This window comes from Fuscovulum sp., from assembly GCA_035192965.1.
Lineage (GTDB): Bacteria > Pseudomonadota > Alphaproteobacteria > Rhodobacterales > Rhodobacteraceae > Paragemmobacter.
Map to the genome: position 1 here is coordinate 390,248 of CP136571.1, position 20,095 is coordinate 410,342.

Below are 20,095 nucleotides of genomic sequence, written 5' to 3' on the forward strand. Positions count from 1 at the left end.
CACCGGGCCTTTTCAATTCGATACGCCGTGCGCCTTTCCTAGAAGGTCAGCCCCGAAAACCGCGATGGGTTCTGTGGCACACCCGGCAACACGCAGAGCATCTCATACAGCAGGTTCGCCCCGATCAACGCGGTATTGCCAGACGGATCATAGGGCGGCGACACCTCAACCAGATCGCCCCCCACGATGTTCAACCCCGCGCAGCCCCGGATGATCTCCAGCGCCTGCCAAGTGGACAACCCGCCCGGCTCTACCGTGCCTGTCCCCGGCGCAAAGGCGGGATCCAGACTGTCGATGTCATAGCTGATATAGACCGGCGCATCGCCGACCGTTGCGCGCACGATTTCCATCAGCCGCACCAGCGACTTGCCCCAGCATTCCTCGGCCTGCACGACCGTCCAGCCCTGCCCCCGCGCCCAATCGAAATCATCCGCCGCATAGCCCGTGCCGCGCAGGCCGATTTGGAACACCTTGTCATTGATCAGACATTCGTCTTCCCATGCGCGGCGGAACGGGCAGCCATGCGCGACGGTTTCACCGAACATGTGTTCGTTAATATCTGCATGGGCATCGATATGGATCAGCGCGACAGGACCGTGCCTTTCCTTCATCGCCCGCAGGATCGGCCATGTCAGCGTATGGTCCCCCCCCAGCGTGAGCGGGATCGCCCCGGTCGCCAGAACACCGCGATAGTAATCGGTGATGATGCCCACGGTCTTTTTCAGATCAAAGGTGTTGATCGGCACGTCCCCGATATCGGCCACCTGAAGGTGATCGAACGGCGCCGCCCCCGTCGCCATGTTATAGGGGCGCAGCATCCGGGATTCGTCGCGTATCTGGCGCGGCCCCAGCCGCGTGCCGGACCGGTTCGATGTGCCGTGATCCATCGGGATGCCGATGAAGGCCACATCCAGCCCCTCAGCACTGGTCGCCGCAGGCAGGCGCATCATCGTGGCGGGTCCGCCGAACCGCGCCATCGTGTTCCCGCCCAGCGGTTGGTTGAACCCTGTCATCTGCCTTTTCCTTCCAGCCAATCCCGGATGATCGTCTTATGCCTTTCCCCCGAATAGCTGGGGAAATGCCCGCCATGCACAACGCGCACCGGCAGGGCCAGCAACCGTTCCATCGACCTGATGTATTGCGCCTGTTCCAGCGCGCTTGTCCCTTCGATCAACTCGCCATCATAGACGATGTCGCCCGAAAACAGGATCCCGCTCGCCGCTTCCCACAGGGCAATCCCGCCGGGGGAATGGCCGGGTGTGTGAATCACCTCGAACCGCCGATCCCCCAGATCGACCGTATCCCCATCCCACAGCAAACGCGTTGCGGGCGCGGCCTCCACCGCATAGGTTTCTGACAGGTAGGGTTCTGGCGGCAGCGCGGTGAAGATCTCATCCGTCACATACTTGTCGGCAAAGGTGTTTTCCCGCGTGGGCGCGCGCAGCAGATGCGCCTCCGCCCCATGGCAGGACCGGCATGGGAATTCATGATGACACCCGACATGGTCGAAATGCGTATGGCTCGCCACCGCCTCCAGTGGCCGTTCCGTCACCATCGGCACCCAATTGCGCAGACTGACAACGCCCATCCCGCTATCCACCAGCATGTCGTGGTCGCGCCCCCGCACGTGCCAGACGTTGCAACGATAGAATTCGCGCACATGCGGCTCGTCGATCCAAGTGACACCGTCCCCCATATCGCGCACGCGCCACCAATCGCCCGGCCCCATCCGTTCCATCACGCCTCCAGCACCACGAAATCCTGCGCGCCCAGATCCATCACGGCCCCGATCTCTGGCGCGGCCCCTTGCGCAAGATGCACCACCAGCCGCAGGTCTGGCGCAGCCAAGGGCGACACATGGGCGCGCAGATAGGTGCCAAAGAACGTCGTCTCCTCCACCCGGCAGGGGCCAAGGCGCAAAGTTCCGCCTTCGGAAATCGCCTCGGGCCGGATGCACAGCACCCCATCCGGCACCGCCAAAGGCCCCAACGCAGATTGCCCACCCGTCACGGAAATCTTGTTCACCTCGCCCATGAAACCAGCCGAAAACAGGCTCTTGGGTCGCAGATACACGTCACGCGGCGGGCCGATATCGGCAATCTTGCCGCCATTCATCACCACGATCCGGTCAGCAATCGCCATCGCCTCTTCCTGATCATGGGTCACATGAACAAAGGTCGTTCCCACCCGCCGCTGAATGGCCTTCAGTTCATCCTGCATCGCGCGGCGCAGCTTCAAATCCAGCGCCCCCAGCGGTTCATCCAGCAAGAGCACATCTGGTTCCACCGCCAGCGCACGCGCCAGTGCCACCCGCTGCCGCTGCCCACCGCTCAACTCATGCGGTCGCCGCGCCCCGCGCCCCTCAAGGCCCACCAGTGCAAGCATCTCGGCGGCCTTGGCATCGCGCGCCGCGCGCGACACCCCCCGCATTCGCAGCCCGAACCCCACATTCTCGGCCAGCGTCATATGCGGGAACAGCGCGTAGTCCTGAAACACAGTCGTCGTGGGCCGATCCTTCGCCGCCACCCCCGCCATATCCCGCCCGCCGATCAGCACGGCCCCTGCCGTCGGTTCGGCAAACCCGCCGATGATGTTCAACAGCGTGGTCTTGCCGCATCCCGAAGGCCCCAGCAGCACGACGAACTCGCCCGCCGCGATTTCCAGATCTACGGCATCCAGCGCCAGCGCGCTGCCATACCGCTGGCTCACCGCGCGGATGGATACACCGGCTGTCATGTCTTCACCCTCCGAAACACGAACACCTCCAGCACCACGACCAGCGTGACGGAAACCAGAAACACCAGCGACCCGACCGCATTCGTCGCAGGCGAAATCCCCGACCGCAGCATCGACCAGATCTCCACCGGCAGCGTCACATCGAACCGCGTCAGCAGGAACGCGATGATGAATTCATCCCAACTGAACGTGACCGACAGGAAGAACGCTGCCGCCAAAGGCGCCGCCAGCATCGGCGCCGATACCAGCAGCAGCACCTTCCATTCCGGCGCGCCCAGATCGCGCGCCGCGCGTTCGGCGTTCTTCTGATGGTCGCCCATTGCCGCATAGGTGATGGCAAAGCACAGCGGCAGGTTGATCACCACATGGCCGATGCCCGCCGTCCACAGCGACAACCGCACCCCTGTCTGGTTGAACAGCGTCAGCAGGCCCAGCGCGATGATCAGGTAACTCACCGTCATCGGCGCGATCAGCACCCCGCGCATCAGCACCGATCCCGGCAGCCGCACCCGCGCCAGTGCATGCGCCGCCAGAAACCCCAGCACCAGCGCCACCAGCGAAGACACCGCCGCCACCAGCGCCGAATTGATCAGCGCGGCCATCAGGTCGCGATCGCCCAGCACCTTTGCATACCACTCCAGCGTCACACCCTGAAACGGCGGCACGGGCAGACGGCCATCCTGAAAGGAAAACGCCACCAGCACTGCAACGGGCAGGAACACAAAGGCATAGGCAATCGCCAGATAGGCCCAGGACAGCGCGCGCATCGCTACACCCGATCCAGCCGCAGCCAGCGGCTACTGGCGAAATAGGCCAGCGTCACCACCGCCATCAGCACCACCGAAAGGGCCGAGGCCAGCGGGAAATTCCCGCTTCGCCCCATTTGCAGCATGATCAGCTGCGGCAGCGTCAGTTCCGCATTCCCACCCAGAATCTGCGGCGTGATGTAATCCCCGATGCACAGAACAAAGGTCAGAAACGCCCCCGTCACGACGCCTGGCAGCGTCAATGGCAGGATCACATGCCGGAATGTTGCCCAACGCCCGGCCCCAAGGTCCGCCGCCGCCCGCGCATAGTTGGGCGAAAGCTGGATCAGGTTGGCGTAAATCGTCAGCGTCAGCAGCATCACAAAGAAATGGACGAACCCGATCACCGTAGCCGTCCGCGTGGCCGCAATCTCCAACGGTTCGGCAATCAGCCCCAGCCCCAACAGGGCCTTGTTGACCACCCCGTTCTGCCCCAGCACCAGCAGCCACGCATAGGACCGCACCACATAAGATGTCCAGAACGGCAGAACCGCCATCAGCAGCGCCAGCCGCTGCCACCGCGCCGGCACCCGAAAGGCAATGATCGCGGCCAAGGGATAGGCCAGCAGGACGGAAACCACCGTCACCACCAGCGTGATCTCAAGGCTGTTCAGCAGCGCCTTGAACATCGTCCAATCGGTGAAGATGCGGATGTAATTTCCTGGGTCAAACCCCGCCACCACCTCGCGCCCTTCCATCCGCGCAAAGGACAGCGCCAGCATGGCAAGGAACGGCAGCACAAAGAACGCAACCGTCCAAAGCAGGGCAGGGGCCGCAAGGCCCCAACCCATCCGTCTTTCCGTCGCGGCCAGTGTCACAGGAGTGTCACGGGGTCACTGGTTCAGCATTTCGGTCCACATGTCCTGCATCGCCGTATCCAGCGTTGCATCCGGGATCGGGTACAACTGCGCCCGCTTCAGGAAATCGGGCTGTTCCTTCCAGCGCAGCACGTCCCGCTGTTCCATGCTCAGCGCGTCGCCGGTTTTTGCATTGGCCGGCATCCCCCAATAGCAGGACGAGGTTGCCAGCTTGGCCTGCCCCTCGGGCGAGACGATGTATTTCACGAATTCCAGCGCCAGATCCGGCTGGGTGGATCCTGCCACCACACCGATCGACTGCGCCCAGCGCAACCCGCCCTGCTTGGGGATGGTCCAGTCCAGGTTCGGGTTGTCGGCGGCCAGCACGGCGGTCAGCCATTCGCCGCCACCCACCACGATATCCACCTCGCCCGTCGCCAGCGCCGTTTGCGCCGACACAACATCCGACACCTGCTTTGATGCTGCCCGCAGTTTCATCAGCGGGTCTTTCAGGCTGGGCAGGTTTTCCGCTGTGATATCGGCGGTGTTGATCCCCTGACCAAGCGCCACAAGGCCCAGAACCGGCAGGTAATAATCATAGATCGCGATCCGGCCATCATATTTGCCCGATGTCAGGGCGGCCATATCCTCCATATCCGCGGGATCGACCTTGGTCTTGTCGAAGGAAATGGTGTTGTAGCCAAACTTTTCCGTCACGGCATAGGTCTTGCCATCCACGGTGTTGTTCTCGGCCATCACCAGTTCGGGAAAGAAATTCTGTGTGGGCAGTTCTGCCGCCGGCAGCTCCGCCAGATAGCCAGCCTCGACCGCGCGCCCCACATCAACCGCGTCGATCACCAGCACGTCCCAATCGCCGGGCTGCGATTGATCCAGGATCGCCAGCCCCGCCGCCGTACCTTCATACTCCTTCAGGTTGACGGTCACGCCGAACTTTTCCTCGAACGGCTCGATCAGGGCGGGATCGGTGTGGTCGCACCACACCAGCGCGTTCAGTTCCTGCGCAAAGGACGGGCTCGCCACCGACAAAAGCGCAAGGGCGGTCAGCGGAAGGGTTACTTTCTGGGCCATTCTTCTCTCCATGTCGGGGTTCTGTCGGCGCTTCTGTCCGGCGCGGTCACGAAAATAATTGAGTTCGTTCATTTTTGAAGTCAATGTCAAAAAACGGGCAACTTGCGAACGGCACCGATGGCTGGACTGCGCGAAAAACAAAAGGCCGACCGAACCCGCCGCATCCTTGAGGCGGCCTCGCGGCTGTTTCGCGAACAGGGTTACGGCGCCATCCGGATCGAAGACATTGCCCATGCGGCCGAAGTTTCTGTTGGCACACTCTACAACTATTTCACCAACAAAGGTGACCTTCTCCTCGCCATCGTGTCGATGGAGGTGGAAGAGGTGCTGGAATCCGGCAAATCCATCGTCGCCAACCCACCGGCCGACATTGCCCGCGCGCTGGGCGATCTGCTGGGCATCTATTTCGACCATTCGCTCTATTACCTGTCCAAGGAAATGTGGCGCACCGCCATGGCCATTTCCATCGAGGCACCGGGAACCCCCTTTTCGGCCCGATATACCGAACTCGACAGCCTGCTCGCGGCACAGGTCTGCGATCTGATCGGCGAACTGCAACGCAAGGGTTATGCCCGCACGGATATCGACGCAGATGCCGTCGGCCAGTTGCTGTTTAACAACCTCAATCAGATGTTCACCGAATTCGTGAAGGCCGAGGATATGACCCTCACAGACCTGCACGCGATCACCGCCCGCCAGAACGCCCCCATCGCCGAATTTCTGGCCCGCCGCTGATCCTTTCATCTTGGCCCAAATACCCAACGGCAACAGCGTCACCCCCATCCCGGTCGCCTGAAGGCGCCCTCCTCTCTCCCGCCCCTGCGGGCGAGGGGCCAGGGGAGGGGGCATTCAGATATCCTTCACCAGGCGCAGCGCATCATAGATCGCTGCATGGGTGTTGCGCGCCTCGACCGCATCCCCGATGCGGAACAGTTGAAACCCGGCAGGGCCACCGTTCATCGCCTGCGGCCGCCCTTCGATCAGCGCGTCATAATCCACCGCGCCAAGGTTTTCCGACAGCGGCTTCAGATCGAAATAGATCTGCGCCAGCGGCTGCGTGCCATGGTTCACGACGATCTGGTCAAACTGCCGTTCCTGCCGCAGATCACGGCTGTAATCCGACCCGATCACCGCCTTCAGCCGGTTTCCGTCCCGCTCTACCGCAAGCAGGCGATAGGCCACGGTAAAGGTCACCGCCTTGTCCTGCATCGCCCGCATATAGGGGACAAGGTTCATCCCCATTACCTCGGGTGCAAAGATACGGTCCGGGGTCATCACCTCGACCGCCGCCCCCGCCTCGGCCAGCATCTGCGCGGCCTGCATCGCCGCATGGTCGCCCGCGTCATCATAAAGCAGCACCTGCGCCCCTGGCTTTACATCGCCCGAAAGGATATCCCATGCGCTGACCACCAGATCATTGCCTGCTGCCAGCACATCCGTCTCCGGCAGCCCGCCCGTCGCCACGATCACCAAATCAGGGCGTTCGGCCAGCACATCCGCCGCCTCGGCCCAGGTATTGAACCGGAATTCGACATCCCGCGCCGCACATTTTGCCATGCGCCAGTCGATGATCCCGATCATCTCGGCTCGTCGTTTGCTTTGGGCCGTCAGGCGCACTTGCCCGCCGGGCTGATCCGCGGCCTCGAACACCACAACATGGTGCCCCCGCTCTGCCGCCACCCGCGCGGCCTCCAGCCCCGCAGGGCCAGCCCCCACGACCACCACTTTCTTTTGCACCACCGCGGGCGTCACCACATGCGGCATCGTCTCTTCGCGCCCCGTCGCCGGGTTGTGGATGCACAGCGCCATGCCGCCCTGATAGATCCGGTCAAGGCAATAGGTTGCCCCAACACAGGGGCGGATATCTTCTTCCCGTCCTTCGACGATCTTTCGCACGATATGCGGGTCCGCCATATGCGCCCGCGTCATGCCGACCATATCCAGCTGCCCCGTCGCCACCGCATGACGCGCGGTCGCCACGTCTGGAATGCGCGCCGCGTGAAAGGTGGGTATCCCCACCTCGGCCCGCACGCGGCCTGCAAAATCAAGATGCGGCGCGGATCGCATCCCCTGAATCGGGATCACATCGGTCAGGGCGGCATCGGTATGGATGCGCCCCTTAATGATGTTCAGGAAATCCACCAGCCCCGAATCCCGGAACCGCCGCGCCATCTCGATCCCCTCCTCCGGGGGGATGCCGCCCGCCTCATCTTCATCCGCCACATAGCGCACGCCCAGCAGGAAATCCGGCCCCACCCTATCGCGGCAGGCCGCCAGCACCTCCATCGCAAAGCGCAAGCGGTTGTCCAGCGATCCGGAATATGGCCCATCCGCCGCCGCTGTCAGCGGGCTTATGAACTGATCCATCAGGTGGCCGTAGCATTCAAACTCTACCCCATCCAGACCGGCCGCCTTCATCCGCTCTGCCGCATCGGCATAATCGCGGATGATCCGCGCGATATCCCAATCCTCGATGATCTTGGGGAATGCCCGATGCGCCGGTTCCCGGGATTTTCCGGGCGCCACCACCGGCAGCCAATCGCCCTTGTCCCACCGCGTGCGGCGGCCAAGATGGCTGATCTGGATCATCACCGCCGCCCCGGCCTCATGGCAATCATCCGCCAGCCGCCGCATCCACGGCACCACCTCATCCTTCCAGACCAGCACATTGCCGAATGCGGGCGGGCTGTCGCGGCTGACGCTGGCCGACCCCGCCGTCATCACCATCGCCACCCCGGCCTTGGCCCGTTCAAGATGATACAGACGATACCGATCCTTCGGCATCCCGTCCTCGGTATAGGCGGGTTCATGGCTTGTCGTCATGATCCGGTTGCGCAGGGTCAGATGCTTCAGCCGGTAAGGCTGCAACAACGGATCGTTCGACATGGGTATGGCCTCCGGCTTTGCGCTGCTCAAACTTTCCGAGAAATGTTCACTACTGTCAAGTTTTCAGTCACCCATGAACATTTCCTTGCGACCCGACCCCCGGATCGCTACCCTCACCCCATGACCGATGAACCCCCTTCAGAGTCTGGCTGGCGCGGATCGCCCGATCTGTGGCTTGAGGCCGCGCATGATACGCTGGTGGAAAGCGGGGTGGATGCCGTCCGCATCCAGCCGCTTGCCAAACGGCTGAACATCGCGCGCACCAGTTTCTATTGGCACTTCAAGGACCGCGAAACCCTGCTTGCCGCGCTGGCCGATCGTTGGGCCGCGCGTACCACCGCCGGGCTGACCGCCGCCTGCGCCGCCTATGCCGATACCAAGGCCGAGGCGATGCTGAACGTCATCTCCTGCTTCCTTTCCGACGCGGCCTTTGACAGCCGGCTGGAATTCGCCATCCGCTCTTGGGCGCTGCAGGACGCCACCATCATGGCCCGCCTTAACACCGAAGACAGCGCCCGGATCGACGCGCTGATCGCGCTTTACCATCGCTGGGGCCATAGCGGGGTGGATGCCGACACCCGCGCCCGCGCCGTCTATCTTACCCAGATCGGCTATATCTCCACCCAGGCGCGTGAAGACCTGTCCATCCGCATGGCGCGCATCCCGGCCTATGTGGAACTTTTCACCGACAGCGCCCCCACCCAACGCGAATTGGCGCGGTTTCACGCCCGCCACGGCTTTTCCCCCTGACGCCGCGCTTTACCGCCGCCCAACGCGCGCCTAGCCTGCGCCGCAACCAAACCCCCCGGGACCCCACATGATTGCTGCATACCGCGAGGCCGAGGGCCGCCTGATCCGACTCGCCCCCGAGGCCGCCCTCTCCGATGCCATCTGGATCGACATGCTTCGCCCGACAGAGGCAGAGACCGCCGCCGTCATGGCGCTGGGCGTCGATGTGCCGACGCTGGAGGATATGGAAGAGATCGAGATTTCAAATCGCCTCTACCGTGAAAATGGAACCGATTACATGACGGTGCAGCTCACCGGGCATTCGGAGACAAACACCCCCCTTGCCGGCCCAGTCACCTTCATCCTGTCACCCGGCCGTGTTGTGACCGTGCGCCACCATGATTCCAGGCCCTTTGAAACCTACCCCACCCGTGCCGAAAAGGTGGGTCCGGGTTGTACCAGCGCCAACCGGGTTTTCCTGTCGATGATCGAAGAAATCATCGGTCGGCTGGCCGATCTGCTGGAATCCTCGGGCCGCAGCCTCGATAGCACCTCGCGCTCTGTCTACACCCCCGGCGGGCGCGGCCAGAACCAGAAACGGCTTGAGGTCGCTTTGCGTCAGATCGGGCGCGAGGCGGAATTGCTTGGCCATATCCGCCTTGCCCTGCTGACACTCAGCCGCGCGCTTGGATTCTACAGCCAGACTGCCCGTGAACGTATGGGCGACGAAGGCATGGCGCCCGTCACCGCAAACCTGCTGCGCGACATCGATTCGCTTGAGGTGCACACCGATTTCCTGTCGCAGCGTGTCGCCTTGGCGTCTGATGCCACGCTGGGGATGATCAACCTGTCGCAAAACTCCACCGTGCGCATCGTATCGGTCGTGGCCGTGTTGTTTTCGCCGCCGACTCTGATCGCATCGATCTACGGGATGAATTTCGACGTGATGCCGGAACTGGCGCAGCCTTGGGGCTATCCTGCGGCTTTGGTGTCGATGCTGGCCGCATCGCTGGCGGCCTTCCTGTACTTCCGCTGGAAGAACTGGCTTTAGGCCGCCACGCCCGCCCGCCACACACCGCGCAACGCCCAATCCGCGCCCAGATGCACCATGTCGGCCCGCGCGCCGGGGCGCAGATGGCCCAGATCACCCCGCCCGATCACCGCCGCCGGGATGCTGCTTGCCATGGCCAACGCCCGCTCTGGCGCAATACCCACCTCTTGCACCAACACTTGCACCGCACGCGGCAGCGTCAGATCGGCCCCTGCCAGCGTGCCATCTTCCAGCGTCAATCGACCCTGTGACCGCAGAATCCGCCGCCCGCCAAGGTGGAACTCTGTCCGGTCCGTTCCCGCCAGCGCCATGCAGTCGGATACCAGAAACACACCGCTCCGCTTTGCCGACAACGCCACGCGGAGGCTGATCGGGTCCACATGGATGCCATCGGCAATCAATCCGGCAAACCCGTCCCCCGCCAGCACGGCCCCCACCATTCCCGCTTCGCGATTGCCCATCTGGCTCATGGCGTTGAACAGATGCGTCGCACAGCGCGCGCCTGCCGCCGTCGCCGCCCGCGCCTCTGTCGCGGAGCAATCGGTATGGCCCAGCGACACGATCACCCCTGCCGCCGCCATCGCCCGGATCTGCGTCTTGGTCACTGATTCCGGCGCGACCGTCACCATCAGCGCGGGCAGTTCCGCCGCGGCTTCGATGATCAGCGCCAGATCGCGCGGATCCATCCGCCTGATCAGGGCCGCGTCATGCGCCCCCTTGCGCCGCACATCCAGATGCGGCCCCTCCAGATGCAGGCCCAGAAATCCGGGGACCTGCGCCTTGGTCGCGGCGATACCGGCCTCAACCACCCGCGCCGTCGCCTCATAGCTATCGGTGATCAGCGTGGGCAGACAACCGGTAGCCCCAAGCCGGGCTTGGACGGCACAAATCGTCTCTAACACGGCCTGATCTGTGTTTCTGTCGACAGCGACCCCGCCCGATCCATTGACCTGAAGGTCCAGGAAACCGGGCGCGATCACCCCACCCGACAGGGCAACCACCGTGCCCTCGGCTGCGCCAAACCCCACCACATGCCCATCCTCCACCACCAATGCGCCCTCACGGAACTCTGCCCCGTCAAAGACCCGCGCGCCGGTATAGGATGTTCTGCCCATCACACCGTCTCCGTCACCTTGCGCAGATGCGGCGGCGTGTCGGGATCGAACCCCCGCCGCCGTGCCAGCGCCTCGACAAACCCATAAAACCCAACGGCAAGCACCAGCGGCGCCACCAGCGGGTGCAACCCGCCGACCGACGGCAGCGTGACGCAGCCTTTTGCCGCCACCCCCGTCACGAACACATCCGCCCCCTGCACCGCCAGCCGTTCCGCCGTCTGCACCACGCCCGCCTGCGCGGCATCCTCTACCGCCAGCGCCAGAACCGGAAACTGCGCTTCGACAATCGCGCTTGGCCCATGCAGAACCTCCGCCGCGGAATAGGCTTCGGCATGCAGCCCGCAGGTTTCCTTCAGCTTCAGCGCACATTCATTGGCAATCGCAAAGGCGGGCCCCCGCCCCAGAACATAGCCATGCTGCGCCCGCGACATCCGCGCTGCCAGCGCCGACCAATCCAGCGCCAGCGCCGCCTCGAACGCATCGGGCAACGTCACAACTGCAGCGCGCAGAGCCGCATCCTCCTGCCATTCCGCAACCAGCGCCAACCCGGCCAGCACCGATGTCACAAAGGTCTTGGTCGCCGCGACCGACTGTTCCACCCCCGCCTGCAACGGCAAACAATGGGCCGAGGCCAGCGCCATCGGGCTGTCGGCAAAATTGGTGATCGCAACCGATAGCGCCCCTCCCGCCCCCGCCGCCCGCATCATCTCCACAATATCTGGGCTGCGCCCCGATTGCGAAATCCCCACGCAAACCGCCCCGCCCAACCGCAGGGGCCGCCCATAGACCGAGGCCACCGATGGCCCGACAGAGGCGACAGGCACCCCCGCCAACAGTTCCACCGCATATTTCAGATAGGTCGCTGAATGATCCGAAGATCCCCGTGCCACTGTCACGATCAACCCCGGATCAACCGTCCGCATAGCCGCCGCCGCCGCCATCAGGGCATCGCGCGATTCCGTCAGGAATCGTCTCGAAGCCTGCGGAATCTCGGCCACTTCGCGGGCCATATGGCTTGTCATGGGTCTTTCCTTTCCGTGTCCGGTGCCAGCTTCAGCTCCACCGCGAAATCATAGGCGTCGCCCCGATAGAGCGACCTTGTAAACTCAACCACCCGCCCGTCGGGCAAGTATCCGATCCGTTCGATGCGCAGCCCTGCTGCGCCGACGGGTACACTCAGCAGTTCGGCATCCCGCGCGCCCAGATTGGCGGCTGATATCCGCTGCACGGCACGCACCGGGCGCATCCCCCGCGCCTCCAGCACTGCATACAGTGACGCCTCCACCTTCTCCGGCTCTGGAAGCACCTGCGCCGACAGGGACGCGCGCTCGATCGCAAGCGGCACGCCATCCGAACGGCGGACCCGCTCAAGCCGCGCCACCCGATCCCCCGCGCCAAGGCCCAGCGCCATAACCTCTTCGGGCGCAGGGGAATGCACCGCTCGGCTCAGCCAGACGGATTCCACGCTTTTCTCCCGGCGTGCCATGTCTTCGGTAAAGCTTGTGAGCAAGCTTAGAGCCTGTTCCAGCCGCTCCACTCGCTGCGCGACAAAGGTGCCTGACCCGCGTTTCTGCACCAGTTGGCCACTGCCAACCAATCCTTCCACGGCCTTGCGTACGGTGACACGGCTCAGCCCGGTTAGTGCCGCCATGTCCCGTTCGGGCGGCAAACTGTCACCGGGACGCAGCCGGCCCGACGCCACCGCCTCGGCAATCCGGCGTTGCAATTGCAGATAGAGCGGCCCCGCCCCGGTTTCATCAAACCCCTCTGGCGCAAAGATCCGGTCCATCATGCCGTCTCCCGCGCGAGCGTAAGCGCCCCGTCCAGCGCCGTGCCCAAGGCCGGCCGAATGGCAAAGCGCCCTGCCAGACGATCTGCAAAAACTGTCCCTAATCCGCCCAAAAACACCACTGGCAACCCTTCATCCCCTTGCAACAGCGCTACCGCCTCTGCCGCATCGGCCAGCGCCTCCGCCATCACAGCCACCGCCGCCGCATCACCGCTGTCCACCACGCGCGGGGCAAGCGCCGCAAATTCCACAGGCCGCGCGCGCAGCGAAAAGGCCACCAGCGCATCCGCGCCGCCGCCCTCTTCGATCAACGCGGCGAGCAGGGGCGTCATCGGCTGCATGCCATCCACCGCGCGCAATGCCGCGCGCAGGATGGCCCGCCCGATCCAGGCCCCGCTCGCCTCATCCCCCAGCACCAGCCCGCGCCCGCCAATCTGCCGGATCACGCCGCCGCGCTGCACGGCAAAGACCGACCCGGTCCCGAGTGCAGCCACCACGCCATCCGCCGCGCCCAACGCACCCTTTACGGCGGTAATGCCATCGGTCACCACGGCCACCCGATCAAAGGGCAGCACATCGCGCAGCCGATCCGCTGCCCCCGCCGCATTTGCCCCCGCCAAGCCCAGCCCTGCGGCGAAAATCTTGCCCCCGCTTGCCGCCCGCAACGCATCCGCCGCCGCCTTGACGATGTTCTGCGCCGCACCATCCGGATCAGAGGCGATATTCGCAGGTCCGGCTTCACCCCGGCCCAAGACACGCCCTGATTCATCGGCCACAGCCGCGCGGCACCCCGTGCCGCCCCCGTCGATGCCCAAGAAAAGCTGCATGGCGAATCCTCTCCCTGCATAGAATACCAAAACAATACCAAATAGAAAGACCCTTACAGAAATACCCCTCGAAACCGATGCTGCACCTGCAAAATAGAAAGACACTTTACAATTGGTATTATTTTGGCATTGTCATGGAAACCGGAGGAATCACATGGCAGACCGCCCGACAGAGGCCCGTCATCCCCGCTCGGCAGGCATTCACGCCTTGCCGGGGCCTGACGCCCTGTCGCATCTGCTCGATGCCCAGCTAGCGGCGCTCGCCACCGTGCGCAACGCCATTCCCGCGATTGACCAAGCCGCAATCGCTGCCACCAACAGCCTGCGCGCGGGCGGAAAGCTGGCCTATGCAGGGGCGGGGTCGTCCGGGCTCATGGCGCTTGCCGATGGGCTGGAACTTGCCGGCACCTTCGGTATCCCACCTGACCGGACGCCGATCCTGTTCGCAGGCGGCGCATCGGCCCTGCTGCACATGACTGGCGCGGTTGAGGATGATCCCGCTTTGGCGCAGGCAGATTTCCGGAAAGCCGGTCTGACCAAGGGCGATACGATCCTGTGCCTTTCGGCCTCGGGTTCCACACCCTACACCGCGATCATCGCCGATCTGGCACGCACGGCGGGCCTGACGGTGGTGGGTTTCGCGAATGTGCCGGGGTCAAAACTGCTGGAACAGAGCCACATTTCGGTGCTTCTGGATACCGGGCCAGAGGTGGTGAATGGCTCCACCCGCATGGGGGCCGCAACGGCGCAAAAGGTGGCGCTGAACATGCTGTCGGTGCGGATGGGCATTCTCTTGGGCCATGTACATGATGGTTATATGGTCAATGTCGTGGCGGATAATGCCAAGCTCACCGATCGCGCCGCGCGTATCGTGATGGGGATTTCGGGCTGTGACATGGCCGCTGCGAAGGAATCGCTCGCCCAGACGGGCGGTGCAGTAAAACCGGCGGTCCTGATTGCCGCGGGCGCCACGGCCTCACAGGCCGCGACGCATCTGAAGAACAGCGAAGGGGCCCTCGGCCCGGCCCTTGCCGCTTTGACAACACAAGGCCACCAACAGGGAGTATCTCAATGACCAAGACATTCCGCTTCGCGCTGCTCGCCACCACCCTTCTGGGCGGTGCCGCTTCGGCGCAGGATGTGACGCTGACCATCGAAAGCTGGCGCAACGATGACCTGACCATCTGGCAGGACACGCTGATCCCCGCGTTCGAGGCGCAAAATCCCGGCATCAAGGTGGTCTTCGCGCCGACCGCACCCGCCGAATACAACGCCGCGCTGAACTCCAAGCTCGCCGCAGGCAGCGCCGGTGACCTGATCACCTGCCGCCCGTTCGATGCTTCACTGGAACTGTACAATCAGGGCCATCTGGCCGATCTGTCGGGCCTCGCCTCCATGGCCAACTTCTCGCCCGTCGCGAAATCGGCCTGGCAGACGGATGATGGCGCCGCCACCTTCTGTGTGCCCATGGCCTCGGTGATCCACGGCTTTATCTACAACAAGGACGCCTTCGATGCCCTTGGCATCGCGGTCCCCACGACCAATGACGAATTCTTCGCCGCGCTCGACAAGATCAAGGCCGACGGCACCTATATCCCGATGGCGATGGGCACCAACGACCAGTGGGAAGCCGCGACGATGGGCTATAACAACATCGGCCCGAACTTCTGGAAAGGCGAAGAAGGCCGTCTTGCCCTGATCAAGGGCGAACAGAAGCTGACGGATCCGGCATGGGTTGCCCCGTTTGAACAGCTCGCCCGCTGGAAGGATTACCTCGGCGACGGGTTCGAGGCACAAACCTACCCTGACAGCCAGAACCTGTTCACCCTTGGCCGTGCTGCGATCTATCCGGCTGGTTCTTGGGAAATCTCGGGCTTCAACACGCAGGCTACCTTTGCCATGGGTGCCTTCCCGCCGCCGGTGCAGGCTGCTGGCGATACCTGCTACATCAGCGACCACACCGATATCGCCATCGGCCTGAACGCCAAATCGCCCAATGCCGAGGCGGCGACCAAGTTCCTGGAATGGGTGGGCAGCCCGGACTTTGCGACGATGTATGCCAATGCCCTGCCGGGCTTCTTCAGCCTGAATTCGACCCCGGTCGAAATGCAGGACCCGCTGGCGCAGGAATTCGTGTCCTGGCGCGGCAAGTGCCAGTCGACGATCCGGTCCACCTATCAGATCCTGTCGCGCGGCACGCCGAACCTGGAAAACGAAACCTGGAACGCCTCGGCCAACGTGATCCGTGGCAGCGAAGCCCCGGCTGACGCCGCCAAGCGGCTGCAGGACGGTCTGGCCAGCTGGTACGAACCGCAAAAGTAAGCGCGGGCTGAACCTTCGGAACCGGGGGGCAATCTGCCCCCCGGACCCCCCGGCCCGGAGCAACGGGCGTAGTCTTCCCAAGATGAAGGAGGCAGGCAGATGGCTTCACGCAAGCCTATCCGCTGGCATATCGGCGTGTTTCTTGCGCCGGCCGTGCTGGTCTATACCGCCATCATGATCATCCCGCTTTTCGGGACGCTCAACCTGTCGCTCTACAATCTGGATGGGCAGAACCGCATCTTCGTTGGTTTGGCCAATTTCGTGACGCTTTTCGGCGATCCGCGCTGGTCGGGCGCGTTCTGGAACGCGCTCTACAACAACTTCTGGTTCTTTCTGATCCACATGATCGTACAAAACCCGATCGGCATTCTGCTGGCGGCGCTGCTGTCCAGCCCGAAACTGCGGATGTCGGCGTTCTACCGCACGGCCATCTTCATCCCCACCATTCTGTCTTTCGTGATCGTGGGCTTTGTCTGGAAGCTGATCCTGTCGCCCATCTGGGGCATCGCGCCGGGAATGCTCGATGCCGTGGGGTTAAAGGCGCTGTTTGCGCCTTGGCTGGGCAAGGAAGAATATGCGTTGACCACGCTTGCCCTCATCTCAGTCTGGCAATTCGTGGGCATCCCCATGATGCTGATCTATGCCGCCCTTCTGTCGATCCCCGATGATGTGATCGAGGCCGCGGAAATGGATGGTCTTGGCGGCTGGGCGCAGTTCTGGAAGATCAAGCTGCCGCTTATCCTGCCCTCCATCGGCATCATCTCCATCCTCACCTTTGTGGGCAATTTCAACGCTTTCGACCTGATCTATGTGGCCCAAGGCGCCTTGGCCGGGCCGGATTTCAGCACCGATATCCTGGGCACCTTCCTCTATCGCACCTTCTTTGGGTTCCAGCTGCAACTGGGTGATCCGCATATGGGTGCGGCCATCGCAACAGCCATGTTCGGGATCATTCTGGTGGGTGTCTGCCTCTACCTGTTCGGCATCCAGACGCGGCTGCGCCGCTATCAGTTCTAGGGGGCACGCCATGACCAAAGCCCGCACCCACCTTGGCCGATCCATCGCCGCCCATGCGATCCTGATGACCTATACGCTGATCGCGCTGTTCCCGGTCTTTGTCATCGTCATCAACAGCTTCAAATCCCGCCGCGCGATCTTTGCCGAACCGCTGGCACCGCCCATGCCCGGCAATTTCGACTTTGTGGGTTACACAACGGTGATGAAACAGGGGGATTTCTTCCAATACTTCCTGAATTCCATGACGGTGACGGTGGGAAGCCTGTTCTTTGTTCTGCTCTTTGGGGCGATGGCCGCCTTTGCCCTGTCGGAATACCGGTTTCGGGGCAACCTTCTGATGGGGCTTTACCTTGCGCTGGGCATCATGATCCCCATCCGCCTTGGCACTGTGGCGATCCTCGAAATGATGGTTTCGGCTGGTTTAGTAAATACTTTGACCGCACTTGTCCTTGTCTACACCGCGCAGGGCCTGCCTTTGGCCGTGTTCATCCTGTCGGAATTCATGCGGTCGGTGTCCGATGATCTGAAGAATGCAGGAAGGATCGACGGGCTGTCGGAATACCGCATCTTCTTCACCCTCGTCCTGCCGCTTGTTCGCCCTGCAATGGCGACGGTCGCCGTCTTCACCATGATCCCGATCTGGAATGACCTGTGGTTCCCCCTGATCCTTGCCCCCAGCGAGGAGACGAAGACCATTACCCTGGGCTCACAGGTCTTTATCGGCCAGTTTGTCACCAACTGGAACGCGGTGCTGTCGGCGCTGTCGCTCGCCATCGTGCCGGTGCTGGTGCTGTACCTCATCTTCTCGCGCCAACTCATCCGCGGCATCACCGCAGGAGCTGTCAAATGATCCGTACCCTCGTCGCCGGCCTTGGCACCATGGGCCGCAGCCATGCACTGGCCTATCACCGGAACCCGGCCTTCGATCTGGTTGGTCTGGTCAACCGGTCCGAACCGCGGCTTGATCCGGAAATGGCCGGATACAGCATTGAGCCGGACTATAAACAGGCTCTAACACGGCTGAAACCTGACCTTGTCAACATCTCCACCTATTCCGACAGCCATGCCGATTATGCCTGCATGGCGATGGAACAGGGCGCGCATGTCTTTGTCGAAAAGCCGCTGGCGACGACGGTGAAAGACGCTCGCCGCGTGGTGGATTGCGCCCGCGCCCATAACCGCAAGGTCGTTGTCGGCTACATCCTGCGCCACCACCCATCCTGGATGCGCCTGATCAGTGAGGCCCGCGCCCTTGGCGGCCCCTATGTGTTCCGCCTGAACCTGAACCAGCAGTCGTCAGGCCCGACATGGGAGGTTCACAAGACCCTCATGCAGACCACATCCCCTATCGTCGATTGCGGGGTGCATTACGTCGATGTCATGTGCCAGATCACCGATGCCAAACCGGTCGAGGTGCGCGGCATGGGTCTGCGCCTTTCCAACGAAATCGCGCCTGACATGTACAATTACGGCCACTTCCAGGTGCTCTTTGCCGATGGCAGCGTGGGCTGGTATGAGGCCGGCTGGGGACCGATGATGTCTGACACCGCCTTCTTCGTGAAGGATGTGGTCAGCCCGAACGGCGCCGTTTCCATCCGCATGCCCGAAAGCGCGCGGTCGGATGATCACGACACGCACACCAAAACCTCCACCATCCGCGTCCACCGCGTGGGCCAGCCAGATGAAGACCTGTCCATGGCCGACGAACCCGGCCATCAAGATCTGTGCGAACGCGAACAGGCCTTCATGGCCCGTGCCATCACCGAAGACCTTGATCTGTCGCGCCATATGGAAGACGCGGTCCAATCCCTCGCCATCTGCCTTGCCGCCGACGAAAGCGTCCGGTCCGGCCAGCCCGTCAAACTGTAAAGGGGCCTCCCATGGGTGCGCTGACGCTGTCCAAAGTCACAAAATCCTTCGGCAAGACCGATGTCATCAAAGGCGTGGACCTGCATGTCGAAGAAGGCGAATTCTGCGTCTTTGTCGGCCCCTCCGGCTGTGGCAAATCCACCCTCCTGCGCATGATCGCGGGGCTGGAGGATGTAACCACAGGCTCTGTCACGCTGGACGGGCGCGACATCACCCACGAGGCCCCTGCAAAACGCGAAATCGCCATGGTCTTTCAGACCTACGCGCTCTACCCCCACCTTACCGTGCGCGACAACATGAGCCTTGCGCTGAAGCAGGCGGGTGAATCCAAGGCAAAGATCGACCAGTCCACCGCCCGCGCTGCATCCATGCTGGCGCTGGAACCCTATCTGGATCGGCGCCCTGCCGAACTGTCGGGCGGTCAGCGCCAGCGCGTCGCCATTGGCCGCGCCATCGTGCGCACGCCCAAGCTGTTCCTGTTCGACGAACCGCTGTCAAACCTTGATGCAGCCCTGCGCGTCGCCACCCGGATTGAGATCGCCCGCCTGCACCGCGAACTGGGCGCAACCATGGTCTATGTCACTCATGATCAGGTTGAGGCGATGACACTGGCCGACAAGATCGTCGTCCTGCGCGCAGGCATCGTGGAACAGGTCGGTTCTCCGATGGAGTTGTACAACAACCCCGCCAACACCTTCGTCGCGGGCTTTATCGGCAGCCCGCAGATGAATTTTCTGAAATCCGCCGCCCTTGGCCTGCGCGGCGAAACCACCGGCATCCGCCCCGAACATCTGGCCCTGTCGCGCCAGTCGGGCCGCATCGCCGGGCGGGTCAGCCATGTGGAAAAGCTGGGCGGTGAAACGCTGGTCTATGCCCATACCGATCCGCACGGCCTTCTTACGGTCCGGCTGTTTGGCGAACATGATTACACGGTGGATGAGGCTGTCCACCTGACCCCCGATGAAACCCGCGCCTTCCATTTCGATGCCGCCGGTCAACGCCTGCGCTGACCCCTGATTTCGCCCCTGACTGAGTCTTTTTCGCCATATTCTGTGGCGGGCC

General features: G+C 63.0%; 20 protein-coding genes and 1 pseudogene. 9 read left to right on the forward strand and 12 right to left on the reverse strand.

What is annotated here, in order from left to right:
• Window positions 1–38 precede the first annotated feature (38 nt).
• From speB to RSE12_01940, 7 genes and pseudogenes are all read right to left on the reverse strand, one after another.
• Entirely contained in the window at window positions 39–1,013 is a 975-nt protein-coding gene (speB, locus tag RSE12_01910) for an agmatinase (protein ID WRH63113.1), read from the reverse strand.
• On the reverse strand, window positions 1,010–1,738 hold the full coding sequence (locus RSE12_01915; protein WRH63114.1) for an MBL fold metallo-hydrolase: 729 nt from the start codon (window positions 1,736–1,738) through the stop codon (window positions 1,010–1,012). Before RSE12_01915 ends, speB begins: the two co-directional genes overlap by 4 nt.
• Window positions 1,738–2,220, reverse strand: a complete 483-nt coding sequence (locus tag RSE12_01920) for a TOBE domain-containing protein (GenBank protein ID WRH64716.1) — start codon at window positions 2,218–2,220, stop codon at window positions 1,738–1,740. The genes RSE12_01915 and RSE12_01920 overlap by 1 nt, the downstream gene beginning before the upstream one ends.
• A gap of 33 nt (window positions 2,221–2,253) precedes the next feature.
• Window positions 2,254–2,736, reverse strand: a pseudogene (locus RSE12_01925) (ATP-binding cassette domain-containing protein).
• Window positions 2,733–3,503, reverse strand: a complete 771-nt coding sequence (locus tag RSE12_01930) for an ABC transporter permease (GenBank protein WRH63115.1) — start codon at window positions 3,501–3,503, stop codon at window positions 2,733–2,735. The pseudogene RSE12_01925 and the gene RSE12_01930 overlap by 4 nt, the downstream one beginning before the upstream one ends.
• Before the next feature lie 2 nt (window positions 3,504–3,505).
• On the reverse strand, window positions 3,506–4,333 hold the full coding sequence (locus RSE12_01935; GenBank protein ID WRH63116.1) for an ABC transporter permease: 828 nt from the start codon (window positions 4,331–4,333) through the stop codon (window positions 3,506–3,508).
• A gap of 42 nt (window positions 4,334–4,375) precedes the next feature.
• Window positions 4,376–5,428: an extracellular solute-binding protein gene (locus RSE12_01940; protein ID WRH63117.1), complete on the reverse strand. Its 1,053-nt coding sequence runs from the start codon at window positions 5,426–5,428 to the stop codon at window positions 4,376–4,378.
• Window positions 5,429–5,545: 117 nt separating this feature from the next.
• On the opposite strand from RSE12_01940, the gene RSE12_01945 reads away from it, so the two are divergent.
• Complete coding sequence (locus RSE12_01945) at window positions 5,546–6,163, forward strand: TetR/AcrR family transcriptional regulator (protein ID WRH63118.1); 618 nt, start codon at window positions 5,546–5,548, stop codon at window positions 6,161–6,163.
• Between the two features lie 114 nt (window positions 6,164–6,277).
• Here RSE12_01945 and RSE12_01950 read toward each other — a convergent pair whose 3' ends face one another.
• Window positions 6,278–8,314, reverse strand: a complete 2,037-nt coding sequence (locus tag RSE12_01950) for an NADH:flavin oxidoreductase (protein WRH63119.1) — start codon at window positions 8,312–8,314, stop codon at window positions 6,278–6,280.
• Window positions 8,315–8,434: 120 nt separating this feature from the next.
• Between RSE12_01950 and RSE12_01955 the strand changes: the two genes are divergently transcribed.
• Window positions 8,435–9,064, forward strand: a complete 630-nt coding sequence (locus RSE12_01955) for a TetR/AcrR family transcriptional regulator (GenBank protein ID WRH63120.1) — start codon at window positions 8,435–8,437, stop codon at window positions 9,062–9,064.
• A 67-nt stretch (window positions 9,065–9,131) separates the two neighbouring features.
• Window positions 9,132–10,094, forward strand: coding sequence for a magnesium transporter CorA family protein (locus RSE12_01960; protein WRH63121.1), 963 nt, complete (start codon window positions 9,132–9,134; stop codon window positions 10,092–10,094).
• On the opposite strand, the gene nagA is transcribed toward RSE12_01960, so the two are convergent.
• From nagA to RSE12_01980, 4 genes are read right to left on the reverse strand one after another with little or no spacing between them, the layout of a single operon-like run.
• Entirely contained in the window at window positions 10,091–11,209 is a 1,119-nt protein-coding gene (nagA, locus tag RSE12_01965; protein ID WRH63122.1) for an N-acetylglucosamine-6-phosphate deacetylase, read from the reverse strand. The two genes, RSE12_01960 and nagA, sit on opposite strands and share 4 nt — an antisense overlap.
• A complete protein-coding gene (locus RSE12_01970; protein ID WRH63123.1) occupies window positions 11,209–12,231 on the reverse strand; it encodes an SIS domain-containing protein in 1,023 nt (340 codons plus the stop codon). Before RSE12_01970 ends, nagA begins: the two co-directional genes overlap by 1 nt.
• Window positions 12,228–12,998, reverse strand: a complete 771-nt coding sequence (locus RSE12_01975) for a GntR family transcriptional regulator (GenBank protein WRH64717.1) — start codon at window positions 12,996–12,998, stop codon at window positions 12,228–12,230. Before RSE12_01975 ends, RSE12_01970 begins: the two co-directional genes overlap by 4 nt.
• Entirely contained in the window at window positions 12,998–13,825 is an 828-nt protein-coding gene (locus RSE12_01980; GenBank protein ID WRH63124.1) for a BadF/BadG/BcrA/BcrD ATPase family protein, read from the reverse strand. The genes RSE12_01975 and RSE12_01980 overlap by 1 nt, the downstream gene beginning before the upstream one ends.
• A 154-nt stretch (window positions 13,826–13,979) precedes the next feature.
• Between RSE12_01980 and RSE12_01985 the strand changes: the two genes are divergently transcribed.
• The 6 genes from RSE12_01985 (at window position 13,980) to RSE12_02010 (ending at window position 20,043) form a co-directional block, all read left to right on the forward strand.
• Window positions 13,980–14,900 (forward strand): N-acetylmuramic acid 6-phosphate etherase, encoded by a 921-nt coding sequence (locus tag RSE12_01985; GenBank protein WRH63125.1) that lies wholly within the window; start codon window positions 13,980–13,982, stop codon window positions 14,898–14,900.
• Entirely contained in the window at window positions 14,897–16,147 is a 1,251-nt protein-coding gene (locus RSE12_01990) for an ABC transporter substrate-binding protein (GenBank protein ID WRH63126.1), read from the forward strand. The genes RSE12_01985 and RSE12_01990 overlap by 4 nt, the downstream gene beginning before the upstream one ends.
• A gap of 99 nt (window positions 16,148–16,246) precedes the next feature.
• Window positions 16,247–17,164 (forward strand): sugar ABC transporter permease, encoded by a 918-nt coding sequence (locus tag RSE12_01995; protein ID WRH63127.1) that lies wholly within the window; start codon window positions 16,247–16,249, stop codon window positions 17,162–17,164.
• Between the two features lie 10 nt (window positions 17,165–17,174).
• Window positions 17,175–18,014, forward strand: a complete 840-nt coding sequence (locus RSE12_02000) for a carbohydrate ABC transporter permease (GenBank protein ID WRH63128.1) — start codon at window positions 17,175–17,177, stop codon at window positions 18,012–18,014.
• Window positions 18,011–19,033 carry a Gfo/Idh/MocA family oxidoreductase gene (locus RSE12_02005; GenBank protein ID WRH63129.1) on the forward strand — a complete coding sequence of 341 codons (1,023 nt, stop codon included), beginning with the start codon at window positions 18,011–18,013 and terminating at the stop codon, window positions 19,031–19,033. Before RSE12_02000 ends, RSE12_02005 begins: the two co-directional genes overlap by 4 nt.
• An 11-nt stretch (window positions 19,034–19,044) precedes the next feature.
• Window positions 19,045–20,043: an ABC transporter ATP-binding protein gene (locus tag RSE12_02010; GenBank protein WRH63130.1), complete on the forward strand. Its 999-nt coding sequence runs from the start codon at window positions 19,045–19,047 to the stop codon at window positions 20,041–20,043.
• Window positions 20,044–20,095 lie beyond the last annotated feature (52 nt).

Excerpts from the sequence above, each read along its gene's own strand:
- speB (WRH63113.1), bottom strand. The coding sequence starts at position 1,013 with ATGACAGGGTTCAACCAACCGCTGGGCGGGAACACGATGGCGCGGTTC.
- RSE12_01915 (WRH63114.1), bottom strand. The coding sequence starts at position 1,738 with ATGGAACGGATGGGGCCGGGCGATTGGTGGCGCGTGCGCGATATGGGG.
- RSE12_01920 (WRH64716.1), bottom strand. The coding sequence starts at position 2,220 with ATGCAGGATGAACTGAAGGCCATTCAGCGGCGGGTGGGAACGACCTTT.
- RSE12_01930 (WRH63115.1), bottom strand. The coding sequence starts at position 3,503 with ATGCGCGCGCTGTCCTGGGCCTATCTGGCGATTGCCTATGCCTTTGTG.
- RSE12_01935 (WRH63116.1), bottom strand. The coding sequence starts at position 4,333 with ATGGGTTGGGGCCTTGCGGCCCCTGCCCTGCTTTGGACGGTTGCGTTC.
- RSE12_01940 (WRH63117.1), bottom strand. The coding sequence starts at position 5,428 with ATGGCCCAGAAAGTAACCCTTCCGCTGACCGCCCTTGCGCTTTTGTCG.
- RSE12_01945 (WRH63118.1), top strand. The coding sequence starts at position 5,546 with ATGGCTGGACTGCGCGAAAAACAAAAGGCCGACCGAACCCGCCGCATC.
- RSE12_01950 (WRH63119.1), bottom strand. The coding sequence starts at position 8,314 with ATGTCGAACGATCCGTTGTTGCAGCCTTACCGGCTGAAGCATCTGACC.
- RSE12_01955 (WRH63120.1), top strand. The coding sequence starts at position 8,435 with ATGACCGATGAACCCCCTTCAGAGTCTGGCTGGCGCGGATCGCCCGAT.
- RSE12_01960 (WRH63121.1), top strand. The coding sequence starts at position 9,132 with ATGATTGCTGCATACCGCGAGGCCGAGGGCCGCCTGATCCGACTCGCC.
- nagA (WRH63122.1), bottom strand. The coding sequence starts at position 11,209 with ATGGGCAGAACATCCTATACCGGCGCGCGGGTCTTTGACGGGGCAGAG.
- RSE12_01970 (WRH63123.1), bottom strand. The coding sequence starts at position 12,231 with ATGACAAGCCATATGGCCCGCGAAGTGGCCGAGATTCCGCAGGCTTCG.
- RSE12_01975 (WRH64717.1), bottom strand. The coding sequence starts at position 12,998 with ATGGACCGGATCTTTGCGCCAGAGGGGTTTGATGAAACCGGGGCGGGG.
- RSE12_01980 (WRH63124.1), bottom strand. The coding sequence starts at position 13,825 with ATGCAGCTTTTCTTGGGCATCGACGGGGGCGGCACGGGGTGCCGCGCG.
- RSE12_01985 (WRH63125.1), top strand. The coding sequence starts at position 13,980 with ATGGCAGACCGCCCGACAGAGGCCCGTCATCCCCGCTCGGCAGGCATT.
- RSE12_01990 (WRH63126.1), top strand. The coding sequence starts at position 14,897 with ATGACCAAGACATTCCGCTTCGCGCTGCTCGCCACCACCCTTCTGGGC.
- RSE12_01995 (WRH63127.1), top strand. The coding sequence starts at position 16,247 with ATGGCTTCACGCAAGCCTATCCGCTGGCATATCGGCGTGTTTCTTGCG.
- RSE12_02000 (WRH63128.1), top strand. The coding sequence starts at position 17,175 with ATGACCAAAGCCCGCACCCACCTTGGCCGATCCATCGCCGCCCATGCG.
- RSE12_02005 (WRH63129.1), top strand. The coding sequence starts at position 18,011 with ATGATCCGTACCCTCGTCGCCGGCCTTGGCACCATGGGCCGCAGCCAT.
- RSE12_02010 (WRH63130.1), top strand. The coding sequence starts at position 19,045 with ATGGGTGCGCTGACGCTGTCCAAAGTCACAAAATCCTTCGGCAAGACC.